15 protein-coding genes are annotated in these 20,111 nt (G+C 71.8%); 4 read left to right on the top strand and 11 right to left on the bottom strand.

The window, feature by feature from the left end:
• The first annotated feature begins 1 nt into the window (after position 1).
• Positions 2-1,000 (top strand): anion permease, encoded by a 999-nt coding sequence (locus tag ACGFQ9_RS12695; RefSeq protein ID WP_393573732.1) that lies wholly within the window; start codon positions 2-4, stop codon positions 998-1,000.
• A gap of 117 nt (positions 1,001-1,117) precedes the next feature.
• Here ACGFQ9_RS12695 and ACGFQ9_RS12690 read toward each other — a convergent pair whose 3' ends face one another.
• From ACGFQ9_RS12690 to mshD, 8 genes are all read right to left on the bottom strand, one after another.
• A complete protein-coding gene (locus ACGFQ9_RS12690; RefSeq protein ID WP_393573731.1) occupies positions 1,118-2,632 on the bottom strand; it encodes an FG-GAP and VCBS repeat-containing protein in 1,515 nt (504 codons plus the stop codon).
• A 274-nt stretch (positions 2,633-2,906) separates the two neighbouring features.
• On the bottom strand, positions 2,907-3,683 hold the full coding sequence (gene pstB, locus ACGFQ9_RS12685) for a phosphate ABC transporter ATP-binding protein PstB (RefSeq protein WP_393573730.1): 777 nt from the start codon (positions 3,681-3,683) through the stop codon (positions 2,907-2,909).
• A 29-nt stretch (positions 3,684-3,712) separates the two neighbouring features.
• Positions 3,713-4,789 carry a phosphate ABC transporter permease PstA gene (gene pstA / locus ACGFQ9_RS12680; RefSeq protein WP_393573729.1) on the bottom strand — a complete coding sequence of 359 codons (1,077 nt, stop codon included), beginning with the start codon at positions 4,787-4,789 and terminating at the stop codon, positions 3,713-3,715.
• Positions 4,789-5,781, bottom strand: a complete 993-nt coding sequence (gene pstC, locus ACGFQ9_RS12675; protein WP_393573728.1) for a phosphate ABC transporter permease subunit PstC — start codon at positions 5,779-5,781, stop codon at positions 4,789-4,791. The genes pstA and pstC overlap by 1 nt, the downstream gene beginning before the upstream one ends.
• Before the next feature lie 127 nt (positions 5,782-5,908).
• Positions 5,909-7,042 carry a phosphate ABC transporter substrate-binding protein PstS gene (gene pstS / locus ACGFQ9_RS12670; protein ID WP_393573727.1) on the bottom strand — a complete coding sequence of 378 codons (1,134 nt, stop codon included), beginning with the start codon at positions 7,040-7,042 and terminating at the stop codon, positions 5,909-5,911.
• Positions 7,043-7,671: 629 nt separating this feature from the next.
• Positions 7,672-8,712, bottom strand: a complete 1,041-nt coding sequence (locus ACGFQ9_RS12665) for a CHAD domain-containing protein (RefSeq protein WP_393573726.1) — start codon at positions 8,710-8,712, stop codon at positions 7,672-7,674.
• Entirely contained in the window at positions 8,693-11,068 is a 2,376-nt protein-coding gene (locus tag ACGFQ9_RS12660) for an RNA degradosome polyphosphate kinase (protein ID WP_393573725.1), read from the bottom strand. Before ACGFQ9_RS12660 ends, ACGFQ9_RS12665 begins: the two co-directional genes overlap by 20 nt.
• A 958-nt stretch (positions 11,069-12,026) precedes the next feature.
• Complete coding sequence (mshD, locus tag ACGFQ9_RS12655; protein ID WP_393573724.1) at positions 12,027-12,956, bottom strand: mycothiol synthase; 930 nt, start codon at positions 12,954-12,956, stop codon at positions 12,027-12,029.
• Between the two features lie 356 nt (positions 12,957-13,312).
• On the opposite strand from mshD, the gene ACGFQ9_RS12650 reads away from it, so the two are divergent.
• The gene (locus ACGFQ9_RS12650) at positions 13,313-15,133 is read left to right on the top strand and encodes a bifunctional metallophosphatase/5'-nucleotidase (protein ID WP_393573723.1); all 1,821 of its coding nucleotides are present in this window, start codon (positions 13,313-13,315) and stop codon (positions 15,131-15,133) included.
• A gap of 104 nt (positions 15,134-15,237) precedes the next feature.
• On the opposite strand, the gene ACGFQ9_RS12645 is transcribed toward ACGFQ9_RS12650, so the two are convergent.
• Positions 15,238-16,074, bottom strand: a complete 837-nt coding sequence (locus ACGFQ9_RS12645) for an alpha/beta fold hydrolase (protein WP_393573722.1) — start codon at positions 16,072-16,074, stop codon at positions 15,238-15,240.
• Positions 16,075-16,232: 158 nt separating this feature from the next.
• Here ACGFQ9_RS12645 and ACGFQ9_RS12640 point away from each other — a divergent pair, with 158 nt between their 5' ends.
• Together ACGFQ9_RS12640 and ACGFQ9_RS12635 are read left to right on the top strand one after the other, a co-directional pair.
• Positions 16,233-16,811 (top strand): TetR/AcrR family transcriptional regulator, encoded by a 579-nt coding sequence (locus tag ACGFQ9_RS12640; RefSeq protein WP_393573721.1) that lies wholly within the window; start codon positions 16,233-16,235, stop codon positions 16,809-16,811.
• A gap of 166 nt (positions 16,812-16,977) precedes the next feature.
• On the top strand, positions 16,978-17,853 hold the full coding sequence (locus ACGFQ9_RS12635; protein WP_393573720.1) for a phosphatidylinositol-specific phospholipase C: 876 nt from the start codon (positions 16,978-16,980) through the stop codon (positions 17,851-17,853).
• Here ACGFQ9_RS12635 and ACGFQ9_RS12630 read toward each other — a convergent pair.
• Positions 17,833-19,341: a sensor histidine kinase gene (locus tag ACGFQ9_RS12630; RefSeq protein ID WP_393573719.1), complete on the bottom strand. Its 1,509-nt coding sequence runs from the start codon at positions 19,339-19,341 to the stop codon at positions 17,833-17,835. The two genes, ACGFQ9_RS12635 and ACGFQ9_RS12630, sit on opposite strands and share 21 nt — an antisense overlap.
• The gene (locus tag ACGFQ9_RS12625; protein ID WP_393573718.1) at positions 19,338-20,069 is read right to left on the bottom strand and encodes a response regulator transcription factor; all 732 of its coding nucleotides are present in this window, start codon (positions 20,067-20,069) and stop codon (positions 19,338-19,340) included. The genes ACGFQ9_RS12630 and ACGFQ9_RS12625 overlap by 4 nt, the downstream gene beginning before the upstream one ends.
• Between the last annotated feature and the right edge of the window lie 42 nt (positions 20,070-20,111).

Here is a 20,111-nt window from a genome sequence, read left to right as displayed (position 1 = left end):
CGTGGACACCTTTGCACTGGTCGTGACCATCGGTGTCGCGCTCGGCTTCACCTATACCAACGGCTTCCACGACTCGGCGAACGCCATCGCCACCTCGGTCTCCACCCGGGCGCTGACCCCGCGGGCGGCCCTGGCCATGGCCGCCGTCATGAACCTCGCCGGAGCCTTCCTGGGCAGCGGGGTCGCCAAGACCGTCAGCGAGGGCCTGATCGAGACCCCGTCGGGCGACTCGGGCATGTGGATCCTGTTCGCCGCGCTGGTCGGCGCGATCGTCTGGAACATGATCACCTGGTACTTCGGGCTGCCGTCCTCCTCCTCGCACGCGCTGTTCGGCGGCATGGTGGGCGCGGCCCTGGCCGGCGGCACGGAGGTGCTGTGGGGCGGGGTGCTCGACAAGGTCATCATCCCGATGTTCGTCTCGCCGGTGGTCGGCCTGGTGGCCGGCTACCTGGTGATGGTCGTCATCATGTGGATGTTCCGCCGCAGCAACCCGCACAAGGCCAAGCGGGGCTTCCGGATCGCCCAGACGGTGTCGGCGGCGGGCATGGCCCTCGGACACGGCCTCCAGGACGCGCAGAAGACCATGGGCATCGTGGTGATGGCCCTGGTCATCGCCGACGTCCAGCAGGAGGGCGACCCGATCCCGGTCTGGGTCAAGATCGTCTGCGCGGTGATGCTCTCGCTCGGTACGTACGCGGGCGGCTGGCGCATCATGCGGACCCTCGGACGGAAGATCATCGAGCTGGACCCGCCGCAGGGGTTCGCGGCCGAGACCACCGGCGCCTCGATCATGTTCGGCTCGGCGTTCCTGTTCCACGCGCCGATCTCGACCACGCACGTGATCACCTCGGCGATCATGGGTGTCGGCGCGACGAAGCGGATCAATGCGGTCCGCTGGGGCGTGGCCAAGAACATCGTCCTTGGCTGGTTCATCACGATGCCGGCCGCGGCGCTGGTGGCCGCGCTGAGCTACTGGGTGGTCCACCTGGCGTTCGGCTGATCCCGGGCGACCCCGGCTGCCCCTGGGGCAGCCGGAGCCCCTGGTATGCGGGCGGAGCCCCGCCGGATCGAGGTGAGATCCGGCGGGGCTCCGTCGTGTCCGGGGGCCTTGCGCGGCTCAGCCCTGCATCGGCGGGTTGCCGCCGGCGCCGAAGCCCCAGCCGAGGTGGGCGCGGCCGGCCGGGCCGCCGAGGTCGGTCAGGCTGTGACTGGTGGAGCCGGTGCCGGTGACCCCGCCGGTGCCGGTGGGCAGCCTCCACACGCGGCCCTTGTAGGCGTCCTCGCCGTAGCCGCCGATGTAGACCTCGGCCTTGCCGTCCTTGTCGGTGTCGAGGACGGCGACGGCGGAGCCGAAGTGGTCGTCCTTCTCCGAGTTGCTCGGCACGCCGGCCGAGTCCTGGGTGATCAGCTTGGACCCGGCCGTGGTGACCCCGGCCGCGCTGCCGCGCAGCACGGTCACCGAGCCCGACCAGGTGGCCGCGGCGTCGGAGCCGGTCTCGTAGGTGGCGCCGATGACGATGTCCTCGTAGCCGTCCTGGTCGGTGTCGCCGACGGACAGGGCGGAGCCGAACCGGTCGCCCGTCTCGTTGACGCCCGGCACGCCCGGGCTGTCCTGGGTGTAGGTGGCCGGCTTCAGGGTCTTGCTGATCCCGGTGGCGCTGCCGTAGTAGACCCGGATCCGGCCGCCCTCCGTGTCGTTGTACGCGCCGCCGTCGCCGGTGACGAAGTCCTGGTAGCCGTCCTTGTTCAGGTCGCCGAAGGCGCTCGCCCCGCCGACCGAGACCTCGCCGGCCGGGGTGAGGCCGGAGGCCGAGCCCTTGAGGAGGAGGCCCTTGCCCCACTGGGCGACGATGACGTCGGCGATGCCGTCGCCGGTCATGTCCGACACCTGGATCAAGGACGAGGAATAGACGCCCAGCGCCCTGGTGTCGTGGAACTGCACGGCCGCGGGCTCGTTCGTGGCCGGGCTGAACGGCCCCTTGAGGACGGCGATGCCGTCGTACGCCACGGTGCGCCCGGCCGGGGCGACGATGTCGGCGATCCCGTCACCCGTGACGTCCCCGACGGCCAGCGGCTTGGGGAGGACGCGCACGCCGCCGGTGGTGAACGGTCCGTCGGTCAGCAGGCCGGTGTAGCGGCCGGTGAGGCCGTCCTTGCTGCCGCGCAGCACCAGCGTGCCGGAGGCGTGCAGGGCCTCGGGCCTGCCCTCCAGGCCGCCGTCGACCAGCAGGTCGTCGAACCCGTCGCCGTCCACGTCGCCCTGCCCGACCAGCACGCCGAACCGGCCGTTGGCGGTCGGCAGCCCGGGCACGCCGGGTGTGTCCTTGGTGAGGAGGAGGGGCTTCTGCAGGCCCGTCGGAGAGCCGTACTGTACGGCGACCAGGCCGGCCCGCTCCTTGCCCGCCACGGCGGCGGTCGGGGCGGCGGTGGCCAGGTCCGGGTAGCCGTCCCCGTTGAAGTCGGCGGTCCGGCCGGTCTCGGCAGCCTGTGCGGTCGTCGCGGTCGTCGCGGACGGGGTGGCCTTGGTGGCCGGCGTGGCCTTGGCGGGTGCCGCGGCGACCGGCACCGTGCCGATCACGGCGAGGGCCGCGGCGGTGCAGGCGGCGGTGGTCAGGCGTCGGGCGGTGCGCAACAGGGTCCCCCTCGGGATGTGGATGCGGTGATCCATGCGCACGGATGACCAGCGGCCCGGGTGCGGGGTTGTGCGGACGGCGCAGTGACGCGGGCCACGCGGGCCACGCGGACCCGCGCCCCCGACGGGCCGGACGGGCCGGACGGGTCCGGCCGGGGCGCGGGAAAAGGAGCGGGCCGGCTCCCCCCACCCAGGGGGAGCCGGCCCTTTTTCTTCCGCCTTGCGGTGGCACCGCCATGCAGCACCGCAGGACGAGCAGGGAGCCCGGTAGGGCTTATCCGAAGCGGCCCGAGATGTAGTCCTCGGTGGCCTGCATGGACGGGTTGGAGAAGATCCGCTCGGTGTCGTCGATCTCGATCAGCTTGCCGGGCTGGCCGACGGCCGCGAGGTTGAAGAACGCCGTGCGGTCCGAGACGCGGGCGGCCTGCTGCATGTTGTGCGTCACGATGACGATCGTGAAGCGCTCCTTCAGCTCGCCGATCAGGTCCTCGATCGCGAGGGTCGAGATCGGGTCCAGCGCCGAGCAGGGCTCGTCCATCAGCAGGACCTGCGGCTCGACCGCGATGGCGCGGGCGATGCACAGACGCTGCTGCTGGCCGCCGGAGAGGCCGGAACCGGGCTTGCCCAGGCGGTCCTTGACCTCGTTCCAGAGGTTCGCGCCCTTGAGGGAGCGCTCGACGACCTCTTCCAGCTGGGACTTCTTGTACTTGCCGTTGAGCCGGAGGCCCGCCGCCACGTTGTCGAAGATCGACATGGTGGGGAAGGGGTTCGGGCGCTGGAAGACCATGCCGACCGTGCGGCGGACCGCGACCGGGTCGACGCCGGCGCCGTACAGGTTCTCGTCGTCCAGGAGGACCTTGCCCTCGACGCGGCCGCCCGGGGTGACCTCGTGCATGCGGTTGAGGGTGCGGAGGAAGGTGGACTTGCCGCAGCCGGACGGGCCGATGAAGGCGGTCACGGAGCGGGGCTCGACGGTCATCGAGATGTCGTCGATGGCCTTGTGGCTGCCGTAGAAGGCGGAGAGACCGGAGACGTCGATGCGCTTGGCCATGGGGATCACTACTTCTTTCGTCGGCGCGGTCAGCGGCCGGTCTTCGGGGCCTTCCAGCGGGCGATGCCGCGGGCCACCAGGTTGAGGATCATGACGAAGGCGATCAGGACGAGCGCCGCGGCCCAGGCACGGTCGTAGGAGGCTTCACTACCGACCTTGTACTGCTCCCAGATGTAGAGGGGGAGCGACGACTGGGCGCCTTCGAAGGGGTTGCCGTTGATCAGCTGGGCACCGAAGACCAGCAGCATGATCGGCGCGGTCTCACCGGCGATACGGGCGACGGCCAGCATGACGCCGGTCGAGATGCCGCCGATCGCGGTGGGCAGGACCACCTTGAGGATCGTGCGCCACTTCGGCACACCGAGGGCGAGGGAGGCCTCGCGCAGCTCGTTCGGGACGAGCTTGAGCATCTCCTCGGTGGAGCGGACGACGACGGGCATCATCAGGATCGCCAGGGCCATCGCGCCGGCGAAGCCGGAGGGGCCGAAGCCGAGCATCAGGTTCCAGGTCGACAGGATGAACAGACCCGCGACGATGGAGGGGATGCCGGTCATGACGTCGACGAAGAAGGTCACGGCCTTGGCCAGCGTGCCCTTGCCGTACTCGACCAGGTAGACGGCGGTCAGCAGGCCGATCGGGGCGGCGATCAGGGTCGCCAGGGCGACCTGCTCGATGGTGCCGAGCAGCGCGTGGTAGACGCCGCCGCCCTCGTCGAAGGCGGTGATGCCGGCCATCGAGTGGCTGAGGAAGTAGCCGTCGAGGAGCTTGATGCCGCGGCTGATCGTGGTCCAGATCAGCGAGAGCAGCGGGATGACCGCGAGGACGAAGCAGACCCAGACGACCGAGGTCGCGACGCGGTCCGTGGCCTGGCGGCGGTTCTCGACCACCGCACTCAGCGTGTACGTGATCGCCACGAACAGGAGGGCGGCGATCAGGCCCCACTGGACCTTGCTGCTGAGACCGGCGACGACGCCGATGCCGACGCCCAGGGCGACCGAACCGGCGGCGATGCCGGCCGGGGCCCAGCGGGGCAGGCCGCCGCGGGTGAGGCTGTCGGAGGACTTGCGGGCCCGGGTGGGACGCGGGTCCTGAAGTGCGTGGCTCATCAGGCGTTCGCCCCCGAGAACTCCTTGCGGCGCGCGATGATGAAGCGGGCCGCGCCGTTGACCAGCAGGGTGAGCAGGAAGAGGACCAGACCGGACGCGATCAGCGCGTCCCGGCCGAACTCGTTGGCCTCGTCGAACTTCGCGGCGATGTTCTGCGCGAAGGTGCCGCCGCCCGGGTCGAGCACGTGCAGCGAGATCAGGAAGCTCGGGGAGAGGACGGTGGCCACGGCCATGGTCTCGCCGAGGGCGCGGCCGAGGCCGAGCATCGAGGCGGAGATGATGCCGGAGCGGCCGAAGGGCAGCACCGAGAGGCGGATGACCTCCCAGCGGGTCGCGCCGAGGGCCAGGGCGGCCTCCTCGTTCATGCGCGGGACCTGCAGGAAGACCTCGCGGCTGACGCTGGTCACGATCGGCAGGATCATGATCGCGAGCAGGATGCCGACGGTGAAGAGCGAGCGGGCGACGCCGACCTGGGTCTTGTCGAAGACGTAGGTCCAGCCGAAGAACTCGTCCAGCCAGAGGTTCAGGCCGTTCAGCTGCGGCACCAGGAAGAGCGCGCCCCAGATGCCGTAGATGATCGACGGCACGGCGGCCAGCAGGTCGACCACGTAGGCGAGGGGCGAGGCCAGCTTGCGCGGCGCGTAGTGCGAGATGAAGAGCGCGATGCCGACGGCGATCGGGACCGCGATGACCATCGCGATGATCGAGCTGACGACCGTGCCGAAGAGCAGGACGGCGATGCCGAAGACGGGGGGAGTCGCCGACGCGTTCCAGTCGAAGGTGGTGAGGAAGTTGCCCTCGTTCTTCGACAGCGCGATCGACGCTCGGTAGGTGAGGAAGACGGCGATCGACGCCATGATCGCCAGCAGCAGGATGCCGGAGCCCTTGGAGAGCCCCGAGAAGATCTTGTCACCGGCCTTGCCGGTGGACCTCGACTGCTTGCTGACAGATGGCGGAGCCGGGTCTATCTGGGTGGGTGTGGTGGAAGCCATGTTCTTTCCGGTCTGTGTGGGGGGCGAGCCCCCTGGCGGCGGTGCACCGGATCCCCTGGGTGGAGGGGAGGGCCCGGATGCCGGCCCGCTCAGGACGGTGAGCGGACCGGCAGCTGGGTCGTGTCGATTAGCCGAGCGAGGCGACGACCTCGCGGACCTTGGCGTTGATCTCGGCCGGGATCGGCGCGTAGCCCTTCTCGGAGAGGACCTTCTGGCCCGCCTCGGAGGAGGTGTAGGTGAGGAAGGACTTCACGGTCGGCAGGGTCGCCGCCTTGTTGCCCTTGTCGCAGACGATCTCGTAGGTCACCAGGACGATCGGGTAGGCACCCTCGGCCTTGGTGGCGTAGTCGAGCTTCAGCGCCAGGTCGGAGCCGGTGCCGGCGATCTTGGCGGCGGCGATGGCCTTGGAGGCGTTGTCGGCGGTCGCGGCGACCGGGGCGGCGGCACCGGTGTTCACGTCGACGGTCTTGATGCCCTGCGCCGAGGCGTAGGAGAGCTCGAAGTAGCCGATCGCGCCCGAGTTCTGCTTGACCTGGGCGGCGACGCCGGAGGAGCCGGAGGCGGCCTGGCCACCCGGGGCCGGCCACTTCTTCGCGGCCTCGTACGGCCAGGCGTCGGCGGCGGTGGCCTTCAGGTACTTGCCGAGGTTCTCGGTGGTGCCGGAGTCCTCGGAGCGGTGGAAGGCCTGGATGGCGAGGTCGGGGAGCTCAACGCCGGGGTTGAGCTTCTTGATGGCCTCGTCGTTCCACTTCTTGATCTTGTCGTTGAAGATGTTCGCGATGGTGGCCGCGTCCAGGTTCAGCTTCTCCACGCCCGGGACGTTGAAGCCGAGCGCGATCGGGCCGCCGACCATCGGCAGGTTGATGCCCTGACCGCCGGTGCAGATCTTCTTGGACTCCTCGACGGCTTCCGGCTTCAGCGCGGAGTCGGAGCCGGCGAAGCCGACGGTGCCCTGGTTGAAGGCCACGATGCCCTCACCGGAGGAAGAGGACTTGTAGTTGACCTCGACGCCCTTGCAGGCCGCCATGTAGTTCTTGATCCAGATGTCCACGGCGTTCTTCTGGGCCGAGGAGCCCGAGGCGAGGAGCTTGCCGGTGGCGCCGTCGCACTTGATGTCGCCGGTGGCGGCCGGGGCGGAGCTGCCCGAGCCGTTCGTCTTGGTGTTGTCGTCCGAGCCGCACGCCGTGAGGACCAGGGCGCCCGACACGACCAGCGCCCCGAGGGCAGAGGCACGAAGCATGTTCTTGCGCTGAAGCTTCACTTTTTTGGGGTGTTCCTTCCAGGAGCCGCCGGCCGCTTTCTGTATCGGGGCGGCGTGCGAGAGGAGTACATCGGTTGGCGCCCGGGGAGGTCCGCACTTCGCGGCCGGCTCTCACCGTGCACAGCCGAAATTAGGCAGGACAGGTGAAGCGGCCGACGGTCGTAAATGAACGAACGGTGAACCATGGCGAACGGCATGGTGCGTATCGGCGCTGGTATGCGTGGACGTCGGCGCCCGTTTCCCTGGCCGTTACCTTTTCGTGATGCGGCCTGGGCGGGCCGGGGCACGGGGCGGCACGGGGCCGCCGCACAGCCCGCACATGGCCGGATTTCGCCGGTCGGGACCCCCGTGCCCCCTGCGACCGGGCACACCGGAACCGCCACGAACCCGGCCGCCACGCGGGCGGACAGGTCTCGGGGACGGCTCCTCACCGGACCGGCCCCGACTCAACCGTCCCACCGCACAGGCCACTTGGCCACCGGTCCGGCCGGCCCTGCCGGCACGGCCGGCATGGCCGCCCCGGCCGGGAAGGGCCCGCACGGCCCCGGGGCGGCTCCCGGCCCGGGCCCGGCCCGGGAGCCGCTGGGCGTTTGCCCGGAGCGAGCCGGCCCGAAACCCGGGCCGGCCGCTCACACGCCCGCCGGTCTCGCCGCGTGCGCCCATATCTGCTGGAAGTCGAAGCGGGCCGCTTCCACCTCGTGCCGCTGGTCGGCGTGCAGCACACCCAGCACGTACGCCGTCGCCGGAGCGATCCGCGGCGTCCGGGCCGCCGTCGCCGAGGCCGCGGCCGCCTCCGCCGCGTCCCGGTGCCGGTCCAGCGCCCCGCCGGCCGCCGCCAGCCTGGTCACGTCCGCGCCCAGCGCCTCCTGCGCGTACCGGTGCGTGCGCAGCAGCCGGCGTACGTCGTGCCAGGGCGAGTCCTGATGGCCGTCGTCGATCAGGGCGTCCGCGTTGTACGGGCGGGCCGCCCGGATCAGGGGCAGCGCGGACACGGCGGTGTCCAGCCGGGACTCCGCCAGCGCCGCCAGCGGCACCAGTACGTCTCCCGTGCGGCCCGCCGCGGCGACCGTGTCCAGCGGCACCTCCGAGGCCAGCACCGCCACGGCGTCGGCCACCGCGTGGAACCGGGACGAGCCCAGCGCCTGCAGCGTCGCCGAGTGCGCCCGGGTCCGGGCCAGGGTCAGCTGGCGTTCCAGCAGGGCGCCGGCCCTCGCCGAGCCCACCGTGAGCGAGCCCGCCGTGCCCCCGAACGCCCCCGGACCCGCCTGCCCGCGCCCGGCGGCCGCCGCACCGCGCGGCGCCGGCAGGCCGCCCTGGGCCTGGCCGGCACCCGGCGCCCCCGACAGCCGGTGCAGCGCACCGAGCAGCCGGGCCAGCCGGTCCGCGTACGCGTGCTCGTCCGCCAGCGTGGACGAAAGCCAGACCAGCTCCGTACGCAGGCCGTCCGCCCACGCGGACTCGCAGACCGTCCGGAACGTGCCCAGCGACCCGCTGATCCGGCGCGCCGCACCCCGCAGGGTGCGGGCTGCTTCCGTCCCGTCCGTGGCGTCCGCCGTCCGCTCCTCGTGCAGGCGCAGGCCGCGCAGGAACGCGGTGGCCTGGGAGCGGAGGTACGCGCCGAGCACCTCCCCGGCGGTCGTCGCGGTCAGGTCATGGTTTTGCTGAGCCACGCCGGCGCCTCCGGGCGTCTATGAGCATCTCCTGTACGTGCCGCAGCGGCTGGCCCTCCGGGTCGGTGCTGTGCCGGGTCCATTCGCCGTCCGGCCCCAGGTGCCAGGAGGAGGTGGCGTCGGACATCCCGGTCTCCAGCATCCGGTCCAGGGCAGCCCGGTGGGCCGGGTCGGCGACCCGGACCAGCGCCTCGATGCGGCGGTCGAGGTTGCGGTGCATCATGTCGGCGCTGCCGATCCACACCTCGGGTTCGCCGCCGTTGCCGAAGGCGAAGATCCGGGAGTGCTCCAGGAAGCGGCCGAGCACGGACCGGACCCGGATGTTCTCCGAGAGGCCGGTGACCCCGGGGCGGATGGCACAGATGCCGCGCACCCAGACCTCCACCGGCACCCCGGCCTGGGAGGCCCGGTACAGCGAGTCGATCAGTGCCTCGTCGACGATCGAGTTGACCTTGATGCGGACGTAGGCGGGGCGGCCGGCCCGGTGGTGGGCCACTTCCTTGTCGATCCGGGAGATCAGCCCGTCGCGCAGCGAGCGCGGGGCGACCAGCAGCCGCCGGTAGGTCTCGCGGCGCGAGTATCCCGACAGCCGGTTGAACAGGTCCGACAGATCCGCACCCACCTGCGGATCGGCGGTCAGCAGCCCGAGGTCCTCGTAGAGCCGGGCGGTCTTCGGGTGGTAGTTGCCCGTGCCCACGTGGCTGTAACGCCGCAGCGTCTCGCCCTCCTGCCGCACCACCAGCGACAGCTTGCAGTGCGTCTTCAGCCCTACGAGTCCGTACACCACGTGGCAGCCGGACTCCTCCAGCTTCCGCGCCCACTTGATGTTGGCCTGCTCGTCGAACCGGGCCTTGATCTCGACCAGCACCAGCACCTGCTTGCCGGACTCGGCGGCGTCGATCAGCGCGTCGACGATCGGCGAGTCACCGGAGGTCCGGTACAGGGTCTGCTTGATGGCGAGCACGTCCGGGTCGGCCGCGGCCTGCTCCAGGAACGCCTGCACCGACGTGGAGAAACTGTCGTACGGGTGGTGCAGCAGCACGTCCCGCTCACGCAGCGCGGCGAAGATGTCGGGCGCCGAGGCGGACTCGACCTCGGCGAGGTCCCGGTGCGTCCCCGCGATGTACTTCGGGTACTTCAGCTCCGGCCGGTCCAGCGAGGCGATCCCGAAGAGCCCCGTGAGATCCAGCGGCCCGGGCAGCGGGTACACCTCGGAGGCGGAGATCTTCAGCTCCTGCACCAGCAGGTCCAGCACACCGGGGTCGATGGACTCCTCGACCTCCAGCCGCACCGGCGGCCCGAACCGGCGCCGCATGAGCTCCTTCTCCAGCGCCTGCAGGAGGTTCTCGGCGTCGTCCTCCTCGACCTCCAGGTCCTCGTTCCGGGTCACCCGGAACATGTGGTGCGCCAGCACCTCCATGCCCGGGAAGAGCTCCTCCAGGTGCGCGGCGATGACGTCCTCCAGCGGGACGTAGCGCTGCGGGGACGCCTCGAGGAAGCGGGACAGGAGCGGCGGGACCTTGACCCGGGCGAAGTGCCGGTGCCCGCTGACCGGGTTCCGGACGACCACCGCGAGGTTCAGCGACAGTCCGGAGATGTACGGGAACGGGTGCGCGGGGTCGACCGCCAGCGGGGTCAGGACCGGGAAGATCTGGTTCCGGAACAGCGTGAACAGCCGCGCCTGCTCCTTCTCCGTCAGGTCGGGCCACCGGATCAGGTGGACGCCCTCGTCGGCCAGCGCCGGGGAGACGTCGTGCTGGAAGCACGCCGCGTGCCGGGCCATGAGCTCACGGGAGCGGGTCCAGATCAGATCCAGCACCTCGCGGGGCTGCAGACCGGAGGCCGAACGGGTGGCCACACCCGTGGCGATACGGCGCTTGAGCCCGGCCACCCGGACCATGAAGAACTCGTCCAGGTTGCTGGCGAAAATCGCGAGGAAGTTAGCCCGTTCGAGGAGCGGGGTGGCCGGATCCTCGGCGAGTTCGAGCACCCGCTCGTTGAAGGCGAGCCAGCTGCGCTCCCGGTCGAGGAACCGGTTGGCGGGCAGCTCGCCCCCGTCCTTGTCCTCGTAGGCGTCGAGATCGGCATCGAGCTCGTGCTCGATGTCGGAGCGATCGACGTCGGGCCGGTGCGCGGATATCGAGCCCAGGCGTGCGAGGCGGGCGGCGGTGTCCAGTGGGTGCGGGTGGGCTTGCTCCGGGGCCTGGTCCCGGCCCTGGGACTTGTCCTGCTTCTGCTTCTTCTGCTGCCGCTGGGTGGCACGCTCCGGCTCGGCGTCGGCGAGCCCGGCGCTGAGCTCGGTCTGGGGGAGCTGTGCGGGAACCTCGGTGGGGCGGGCGCTGGGCTGGTGGCTCATGACTCCATTCTTCCGCGCACGCGGGAGGACAGGCGCGTCGGAGGCATCGGCGATCAGTCGAAGGTCCGGCTGCATAAGGGGGAGCGTCGCAAGCGCGTCTTAATGCCCGGTTAATAACTAATGGCTTCCTGGATGCCAGCCCATAGCGCCGACGCTGTACGTTCCTCCGGGCCCGGCCGGCTGCGTCCGGCAGGCGCGGGCTCCGCGCTCGCCGTGCTCCTCCGCTGGGCTGCCACCCTCCTACCCGTCCACGGCATCGGCATGCCGACCCGCCTGCGGCGGTTCGGGCCGGAGCCGTGGCGATCGTGGGCGCCCCATGCCCCGGCCCCCGGCGGCCCGCATTCGCTGAGAGACAGGAGCGCGTAGCGATCTGGTGCGCGTGGGCCGAGCCGGCTTGCGTAGATCTGATCGACTTCACCGCTGCCTCCGCCCGGATGGGCGGCTGGCCGAGCGGCAGCCGCTGCTCGTGCCCGCCGAAGCCGGTGACGACTGGCCCTTGGGTCCCTCCATGCCATTCCCCCGGGGGCCGCCCGACAGTCCTTGTCGTTCCGGGACGGACGTCGGGGTCAAGGGTGGCCCGAAGGGCCATCGCCGGAGGCGACGCGACCGAAGGGAGCGCCCTTGAGGCCGGCGGCCGGCACGGAATGACACTGGGACTGACGGGCAGCCCCCGGGCGCCTCGCTCCCGCCCAGCCGAAGTGGGCTGCGAGCCCAGCGGGGCGTTTCCCCACCCCGCCCTCCCCCAGACTCCGTCCGGGGGGACCCCCATCCCGAAACCGGGGCTCCGCCCCGGACCCCGCCGGGGCTGTGCCCCGCCCCGTTTGGGGCGCTGCCCCCGTGTGTCGGCCTGCGGGTCGGCGGTGGCTGGTCGCGCAGTTCCCCGCGCCCCTGATGGGGCGCTCCAGTCCGGCACCCGCCACCCGCCACCCACCACCCGCCACCCACCACCCAGAACCCGTCAGCTCTCCGTCCGGTACATCAGGTCGACCTCGTGCGTGGAGAAGCCCAGTCCCTCGTAGACCGCCAGGGCCGCAGGGTTGTCCGCGTCCACGTAGAGCATCGCCGTCGGGAGGCCCGCGGCGGCGAGGTGGCGGAGGCCGACGGCGGTCAGGGCCTTGCCGAGGCCGCCGCCCTGGGCGCTGGGGAGGACGCCGAGCACGTACACCTCGCCCAGCTGCTCCGCCTCGTGGATCTTCGTCCAGTGGAAGCCGACCAGGGCGCCCTCGCGCTCCGCCAGGAAGAACCCCTTCGGGTCGAACCACGGCTGGGCCATGCGGTCGTCCAGGTCGCGCTGGGTCAGGGAGCCCTGCTCCGGGTGGTGGGCGAAGGCCGCCGCGTTGGCCGCGAGCCAGGCCTCGTCGTCCGAGCCCGGGACGAAGGTGCGGATCGTCACACCCTCCGGCAGCGCGGGGGAGGGGAGCTCCGGCGCGTCCGGGCCGAGCGGGCGGCGCAGTTGGCGGAGTTCGCGGAAGAGGGTGAGTCCGAGCACCTGGGCGAGGTGGCGGGCGGCGGACTTGCCGCCGTGTGCCCACACCCGGATCCGCTTGCCGGTCTCGGCCAGCAGGGCCGAGCCGAGGGCCCGGCCGTGGCCGCGGCCGCGCAGCGCGGGGTGCACGACGAGTTCCGCCGCGGGCGCCTCCACCGGGTCGGTGTCCTCGAGTTGGGCGTAACCGGCCAGGCGCCCGCTCTCGGTCAACAGGAGGTGCTTGATGCCGGGGCGCGGGCCGCCGCGGAGCTGGAGCCGGCCCTGTTCCGAGACTGCGGACGTGCCGTCCGTCCGGGCCGCCTCCTCCAGCAGGCCGAGTACCGCTTCGACCTGCTCCTCCGTCAGTTCCTCGCACGTCAGAATCTGCCGTCCCGGCTCAACGGCCGCTGCTGCGTCAGTCATGCGACGAGCCTACGGCCGTGACCTCGTGCCCGGGTGCCGTCACCGGCGAGGGTCGCTCGTCATCGGGTGGGCCGGATCGGGTTGGCCGGCCGGGCCCCCGCCCCATCCCGCCCCATCGCGCCTCACTCCCCCGCACCCCCCGCACCCCCCCCGCACCCCCCGCACCCCCCCCGCACCCCGCCCAACCCACCCCAGGCCGAAAAGAATGCGCCGAATTGGCCTGGAATGAGGTGGACGTGAGGATCGATCTACTCACGCGTAACCACCTCGCAACCCGCTACCCCCTGTCGCGCTACGCGCGTTGACCATAGTCTTCGGGCACCTCCATACCGTTCGCTGTCCGCAAAGGGGAACTGATGTCAGCGACACCACAACGGCACCGCCGAGCCCGCCGGTTGACCCTCGCCGCTCTCGCCGCCACGGCGGGTGCCGGCGCGCTGGTCGCCGCCGCCCTGCCGGCCGGCGCCGCCAGTGGTGGCGGTCAGGGCACCAGCGACCGCACCGTCGACGTGCAGCTGCTGTCCTTCAACGACCTCCACGGCACCCTGGAGCCGCCTCAGGGCTCCTCCGGCACCGTGACCGAGCTCCAGGCCGACGGAACCACCAAGGCGATACCCGCCGGTGGCGTCGAGTACCTGGCCACCAGCCTGCGCGAGGCGCGCAAGGACAAGCCGTACAGCATCACCGCCGCCGCCGGTGACATGATCGGCGGCAGCCCGATGCTGTCCGGTCTGTTCCACGACGAGCCGGCCATCGAGGCCATGAACAAGATGGGGCTCGACGTCACCAGCGTCGGCAACCACGAGTTCGACGAGGGCCGCACCGAGCTGCGCCGCATGCAGTACGGCGGCTGCCACCCCACCGAGGGCTGCTTCGAGTACGGCAAGACCTTCGAGGGCGCCGACTTCCCGTACCTCGCCGCCAACGTGACGGACGAGAAGACCAAGCGTCCGATGCTCTCGCCCACCTTCGTGTGGAAGAAGGACGGCGTCAAGATCGGCTTCATCGGCGTGACCCTGGAGGGCACTCCGGACGTCGTCACCGCCGAGGGCGTCAAGGGCCTGAAGTTCGGCGACGAGGTCGAGACGATCAACAAGTACGCCGCCGAGCTGAACAAGCAGGGCGTGAAGTCGATCGTCGCGCTCATCCACGAGGGCGGCCTGCCCGCCTCCGGCGCCTACAACTACGACTGCAACGTGCCGGGCGCCGGTGCCGGAATCTCCGGTGCCATCGTCGACATCGCGAAGAACGTCGACCCGAAGGTCGACGCCCTCGTGACCGGTCACACGCACCAGGCCTACGCCTGCAACATCCCGGACCCGGCCGGCAACCCGCGGACCGTGACCTCGGCGGCCTCCCTCGGCCGGCTGTTCACCGAGACCACGCTGACCTACGACCGCGCGACCAAGGACATCGTCCGGACCGCCGTGAAGTCGCCGGCCGCGGCCAACCACGTGGTGCACCGCAACCAGCCCAAGGCCGCGGACATGACCGACCTGATCGCGCGCTGGAACGCGCTGGCCGCGCCGATCGCCAACCGCCCGCAGGGCCACATCTCGGCCGACATCCAGGGCCGCGGTTCCTCGGCGCACGAGAAGCCGCTCGGTGACCTGATCGCCGACGCGCAGCTCGAGGCGCTGGCCCCGGCCGACAAGGGCGGCGCGCAGCTCGCCATCATGAACCCGGGCGGCATCCGCGCGGACCTGGCCTACAAGGCGGCCGGGGACGAGGGCGACGGCGTGGTGACCTACGGCGAGGCCTTCACGGTGCAGCCGTTCACCAACATGATGAACGTGGTGGACCTGACCGGTGCCCAGCTGATCACGGCGCTGCAGCAGCAGGTGACCGGTCCGGTGAACGGCCCGAACCCGAAGATCCTGCAGGTTTCGAAGGGCTTCACCTACACCCTCGACCTGACCAAGACCGGTGCCGACCGCATCGTCGTGGACTCGGTCAGGCTGAACGGCCAGGCGATCGACCCGGCGAAGACCTACCGCGTCGCGATGAACGAGTTCCTCGCGGGTGGCGGTGACGGCTTCACCGTCCTGAAGGAGCACAAGAACAAGCTGGTGGGCGTGTCCGACCTGGACGTCTTCAACGCCTACCTGGGCAAGCACTCCTCGCCGACGACCCCGATCGCGCCGCCGGCGGCCGACCGGATCACCGTCATCAAGTAGTACCGGTTCCCTGGAGGGGGCGGTGGGCCGTTTCGACGGCCTGCCGCCCCCTCCTGCATGCCCGCGGACCGGACCGTCCCCCGTCCGCTCCGGCCCGCGGCCCCTCAGAGGCGGCCGAGGAAGTCCGACACCGCCGAGGCCAGGCCCGCCGGGTCCTCGACCGGCACGACGTGGCCGGTGTCCAGGCCGGCGTACGAGGTGTGGGGGCGCGCAGCCACCATCGCGTCGGCGAGCTCCTGAGGAAGCACCTCGCTCTTGCGGCCGTGCACGAGCAGGGCCGGGCAGGTGCTCGCGAGCCAGACCGGGAGGCTGTCGCCGCGTGCGGCCTCCACCGTGGTCACGGTGTCCTGCGGGTGGAACGGCAGCCGCCAGCCGGCTCCCCCGGGCAGCGGGCGGAGCGCCGGGGCGACCACGGGCCCCAGCGGGCCGCAGGCGGCGATGAGCTCCTCGCGGGTGGGCGCGGTGTAGGGGAACGCGCCGACGAAGGCGTACGGGTTGGGCACGTCGTGCGGGAACACCACGCCGGCGTCGACGTTCACCAGCGCGCTCACCAGTCCGGGGTGCTCGGCTGCCAGGTACACGGCGTTGAGGCCGCCCAGGGAGTGGCCGACCACCGGGAGCGGGCCCAGGCCGAGGTGCCCGAGCAGGGCCACCAGGTCGGAGACGTAGTCCGCACGGTCGTACGAGGCGGCGCGGTCGGACTCGCCGTGGCCGCGCTGGTCGGGGGCGATGACCCGCCACTCGCTGCCGAGCCGGGCCGCCAGGTCGGCCCAGATCAGGGCCTCGGAGAGGCCCCCGTGGACGGCGAGCAGCGGGCGCCCGGGCCCGCCGAAGTCCAGGTAGGACAGGGTCCGGTCGCCGATGGTGAACGAGTGGCGGAGGGCCTCGTCCATGGCTGCGGCGATGGCGGCGTCGGCGACGGACGAATCGGTGCTGGTCATGGTGGTCTCCCCTCGTTGTCCCGGCGGGCCTTGCGTCCCGGCCGGGGCGGTCGTGATCACCGTAAGGCGAATTTGCTCGCTTGCGCAAGACTTTCGTATAGCTCATTCGATCTATACGAGCGTATACTCCTGTCGGGCTTCGGCATACGATCCGGGACATGGGAAATCGTGAGGACCTCCTCTCCGGCGCGCGCCGCTGCCTGGAGGAGAAGGGCTATCTGCGCACCACCGTCCGCGACATCGCCGCCGCGGCCGGAGTGAGCAGTGCGGCCATCGGCTACCACTTCGGGTCCCGCGAGGTGCTGCTGAACCAGGCCCTGTTCGCCGCGCTCGACGAGTGGGGTGCCGAGATCGGCAGCCTGTCCGGTGCCGGGGAGACGGCCGAGGAGCGGTACGTCGACGTCTGGACCCGGAAGGTCCGCTCCTTCTCGGAGCAGCGGTGGCTGTGGACGGCTTCGGTGGAGGCGTTCGTCCACGCGCAGACCTCGCCGGAGCTGCTGGCGATCCTCGCGGCCGGGCAGCGGGCCAGCCGTCGGCAGATCGCCGCGCAGCTGCGGAAAGTGCCGGAGGCGGAGGTGGCCGAGGGGGATCTGCGGGGCCTGGCGTCGGTGCAGATGGCGGTCATGACCGGGGTCATGACCCAGTGGCTGACCGATCCCGGCGAGGCCCCGGACGGGCGGGACATCGTGGCCGGACTGCGCGCCCTGGCCGACCTGCTGGAGGCGCCGGACAAGTGACTGCCGATGGGTGGTCAGATCTGACCTGTACACGTCATACTCCGGCTGACGTGATGCGACGCGGCGCGACGTGCGTGCCACGACGTGCCGGCGCGCGCCGCCACGCCGTGCGACGCGCTGCCGTGCGCTGCGACGCGTGGCAGCCGGCGAAGGGGCGGGCAGGGGCATGGCACTGGACAGGCGCACGTTTCTGGTCGGCGCGACGGCGGCGGGAGCCGCCGCGGGGCTCGGGGTCGCGGCGGCCGCCCCCACCGCAGCGAGGACCCTCGGCACCCAGGACTGGATGGCCGGGCTGGCCGACTCCACCGCCCTCCAGCGGATGACCATTCCCGGTACGCACGACTCCGGCGCCCGCTACGGCGGGCTCTACGTCGCCTGCCAGAACATCACGGTCGCGCAGCAGCTGGACGCCGGGATCCGCTTCCTGGACGTGCGCTGCCGGGTCACCGGCGGATCCTTCGCGATCCACCACGCGTCCTTCTACCAGAACCTCATGTTCGGCGACGTGCTCGTCGCCTGCCGGAACTTCCTCGCCGCACACCCCTCCGAGACCGTCCTCATGCGGGTCAAGCAGGAGTACTCGGGCGAGAGCGACGCCACCTTCCGCGCGGTCTTCGACGACTACCTGGACAACCGCGGCTGGCGCCCGCTGTTCCGCATCGACTCCGTGCTGCCGGCCCTCGGGCAGGCCCGCGGCAGGGTGGTCCTGCTCGCCGACAACGGCGGCCTGCCCGGCATCCGCTACGGCGACACCACCCACTTCGACATCCAGGACGACTGGAACGCGGAGCCCTTCGCCAAGCGCGGCAAGATCGAGGACCACTTCCGCAAGGCCGTTTCCCAGCCGGGCAAGCTGTTCGTCAACCACGTCTCCACGGCCGCCTACATGCCCCCGCGGTGGAACGCCGACCGCCTCAACCCGCAGATCCACTCCTTCGTCACGGGCGCCGAGATGGCCGGCCGTACGGGCCTCGGGGTCGTTCCCATGGACTTCCCCAACACCCGCGGCGGCTTCATCGAGTCACTGATCGCCCACAACTGACGGGGTCCCCGGCGGCGGCGTCGGCGCGCCCGGCACCCGGAGCACGGCCTCCGTGCCCGGGCCGCCGTCGGCCGGGGCCCGCAGTTCCGCCGTACCGCCCGCCCGCTGCACCGTACGGGCGACGATCGACAGGCCCAGGCCGCTGCCGGGCAGCGCGCGGGCCGACGGCGACCGCCAGAACCGGTCGAACACGTGCGGAAGTTCTTCGGCGGGCACGCCCGGCCCGTGGTCCCGTACGGTCAGCTCGCCGGCCCGCAGCGCCACCTCGACGGAGCCGCCCGACGGGCTGAACTTCACCGCGTTGTCCAGCACGTTCATCACGGCCCGCTCCAGCGCCGCCGCCTCGCCGCGTACGTACCAGGGCCGGATGTCGGAGCCGAAGGACAGCTCCGGGCCGCGCAGCCGGGCCCGGGACAGCGCCGTCCCGGCGATCTCGTGCAGCGGCACCACCTGCAGCGGGCCGGGCATGGCCGCGTCCGGCCGGGACAGCTCCTGCAGATCACCGATCAGCGAGGCCAGCTCGGTCATCTGTGCCTTGACCGAATCCAGCAGCTCCCTGCGGTCCTCGGCCGGAATGGCCCGGCCGGTCCGCTCGCTCCGCACCAGCAGCTCGATGTTCGTCCGGAGCGAGGTCAGCGGGGTGCGCAGCTCGTGCCCGGCGTCCGCGATGAGCTGCGCCTGCCGGTCCCTGGACGAGGCGAGGGCGGCGGTCATCGAGTTGAAGGAGCGCGACAGCCGGGCGATCTCGTCCTCGCCCTCGTCGGGGATGCGGACGGTCAGGTCCTCGGTCCGGGCGATGTGCTCGACGGCCTCGGCCAGCCGGTCCACCGGGGCCAGCCCGGCCCGCGCGACGACCAGGCCGGCCGCCCCCGCCCCGACCACGCCGATCCCGCCGACCAGCAGCAGCACCCAGGCCAGGGTGGAGAGCGGCCGGTCTATGTCGGCCAGCGGCTTGGCGATGGAGATCGCGAAGTGCGGATTGGTGCCCGACGGGATCGTGTACACGCGCATCGCGGTGCCGTCACTCGTCGTCGCGTCGTGCAGGACGGCCGCCCCGCCGGCCGCGACCACCCGGTCGGCGGTGCTGACCGGGAGGGTGGTCAGGCCGGCCACCCAGCAGTGGTCGCCGTCGGCGGTGACGATCTGCACCGTCGCGTTCAGGCTCCCGGCGAGCTGCTGGTTGGGCTGAGGCCGGGGCTGCGCCCGCGGGGTGGCGCAGCCGTCGCGCAGCGCGCGGACCACCTGGGAGTTGGGGTTGGTCTCCTGGAGTGAGGTGTCGAGCTGGTCGCGCAGCTGGGCCCGGACCATGAACCAGCAGACGGCGGCCACCGCTGCGACGGCTGCGGCCACGGCCACGGCCACCAGCAGGGCGAGCCGGGAGCGGAGCGGAAGGGCGCGGAACCGGGCGACGGGGCTCGCCGACTGCCTTGCCGACTGCCTCGCCGACGGGCTCGCCGAGGGGCTCGCCGACGGGTGAGCCGAGGTCACTCGGGCCCGCCGTTCTCGCCCGCGCGCAGGACGTAGCCGACGCCGCGCACGGTGTGCACCAGGCGGGGCTCCCCGGCGGCCTCGGTCTTCCGGCGCAGGTACATCACGTACACGTCGAGGGAGTTGGAACTGGGCTCGAAGTCGAAGCCCCAGACGGTCTTGAGGATCTGCTCGCGGGTGAGGACCTGGCGCGGGTGCGCGAGGAACATCTCCAGCAGGGTGAACTCGGTGCGGGTCAGCTCCACCGGGCGGCCGGCCCGGGTGACCTCGCGGGTGGTCAGGTCCATCCGGAGGTCGCCGAAGGTGAGTACGTCCTCGGGGGCGCGGTCCGGTCCGGCGATCGCGGCGGCGTAGGCGCTGCGGCGCAGCAGGGCGCGGACCCGGGCGAACAGCTCGTCCAGCTCGAAGGGCTTGACCAGGTAGTCGTCGGCACCGGCGTCGAGGCCGGTGACGCGGTCGCCGACGGTGTCGCGGGCGGTGAGCATCAGGATCGGGGTGAGGGAGCCGGCCGCGCGCAGGCGGCGGGCCGCGGTCAGGCCGTCCATGCGGGGCATCTGGATGTCGAGCACGATCAGGCCCGGCTCGTACGCGGCGACCTTGTCGAGGGCGTCGAGGCCGTCGACGGCGGTCTCGGTGCCGTAGCCCTCGAAGGCGAGGCTGCGGCGGAGGGCCTCGCGGACGGCGGGCTCGTCGTCGACGATGAGGACGCGGTCGCCTGCGGCGGTCATGACTGGGCCCCCCTGGGGTGCGGATCGGTCTTCGTGCGGCTG

It is taken from the genome of Streptomyces sp. NPDC048603 (genome assembly GCF_043199475.1).
Classification (GTDB): domain Bacteria; phylum Actinomycetota; class Actinomycetes; order Streptomycetales; family Streptomycetaceae; genus Streptomyces.
Note: the sequence above shows the minus strand (reverse complement) of the source record. Positions and strands in the feature narration are given on the sequence as shown.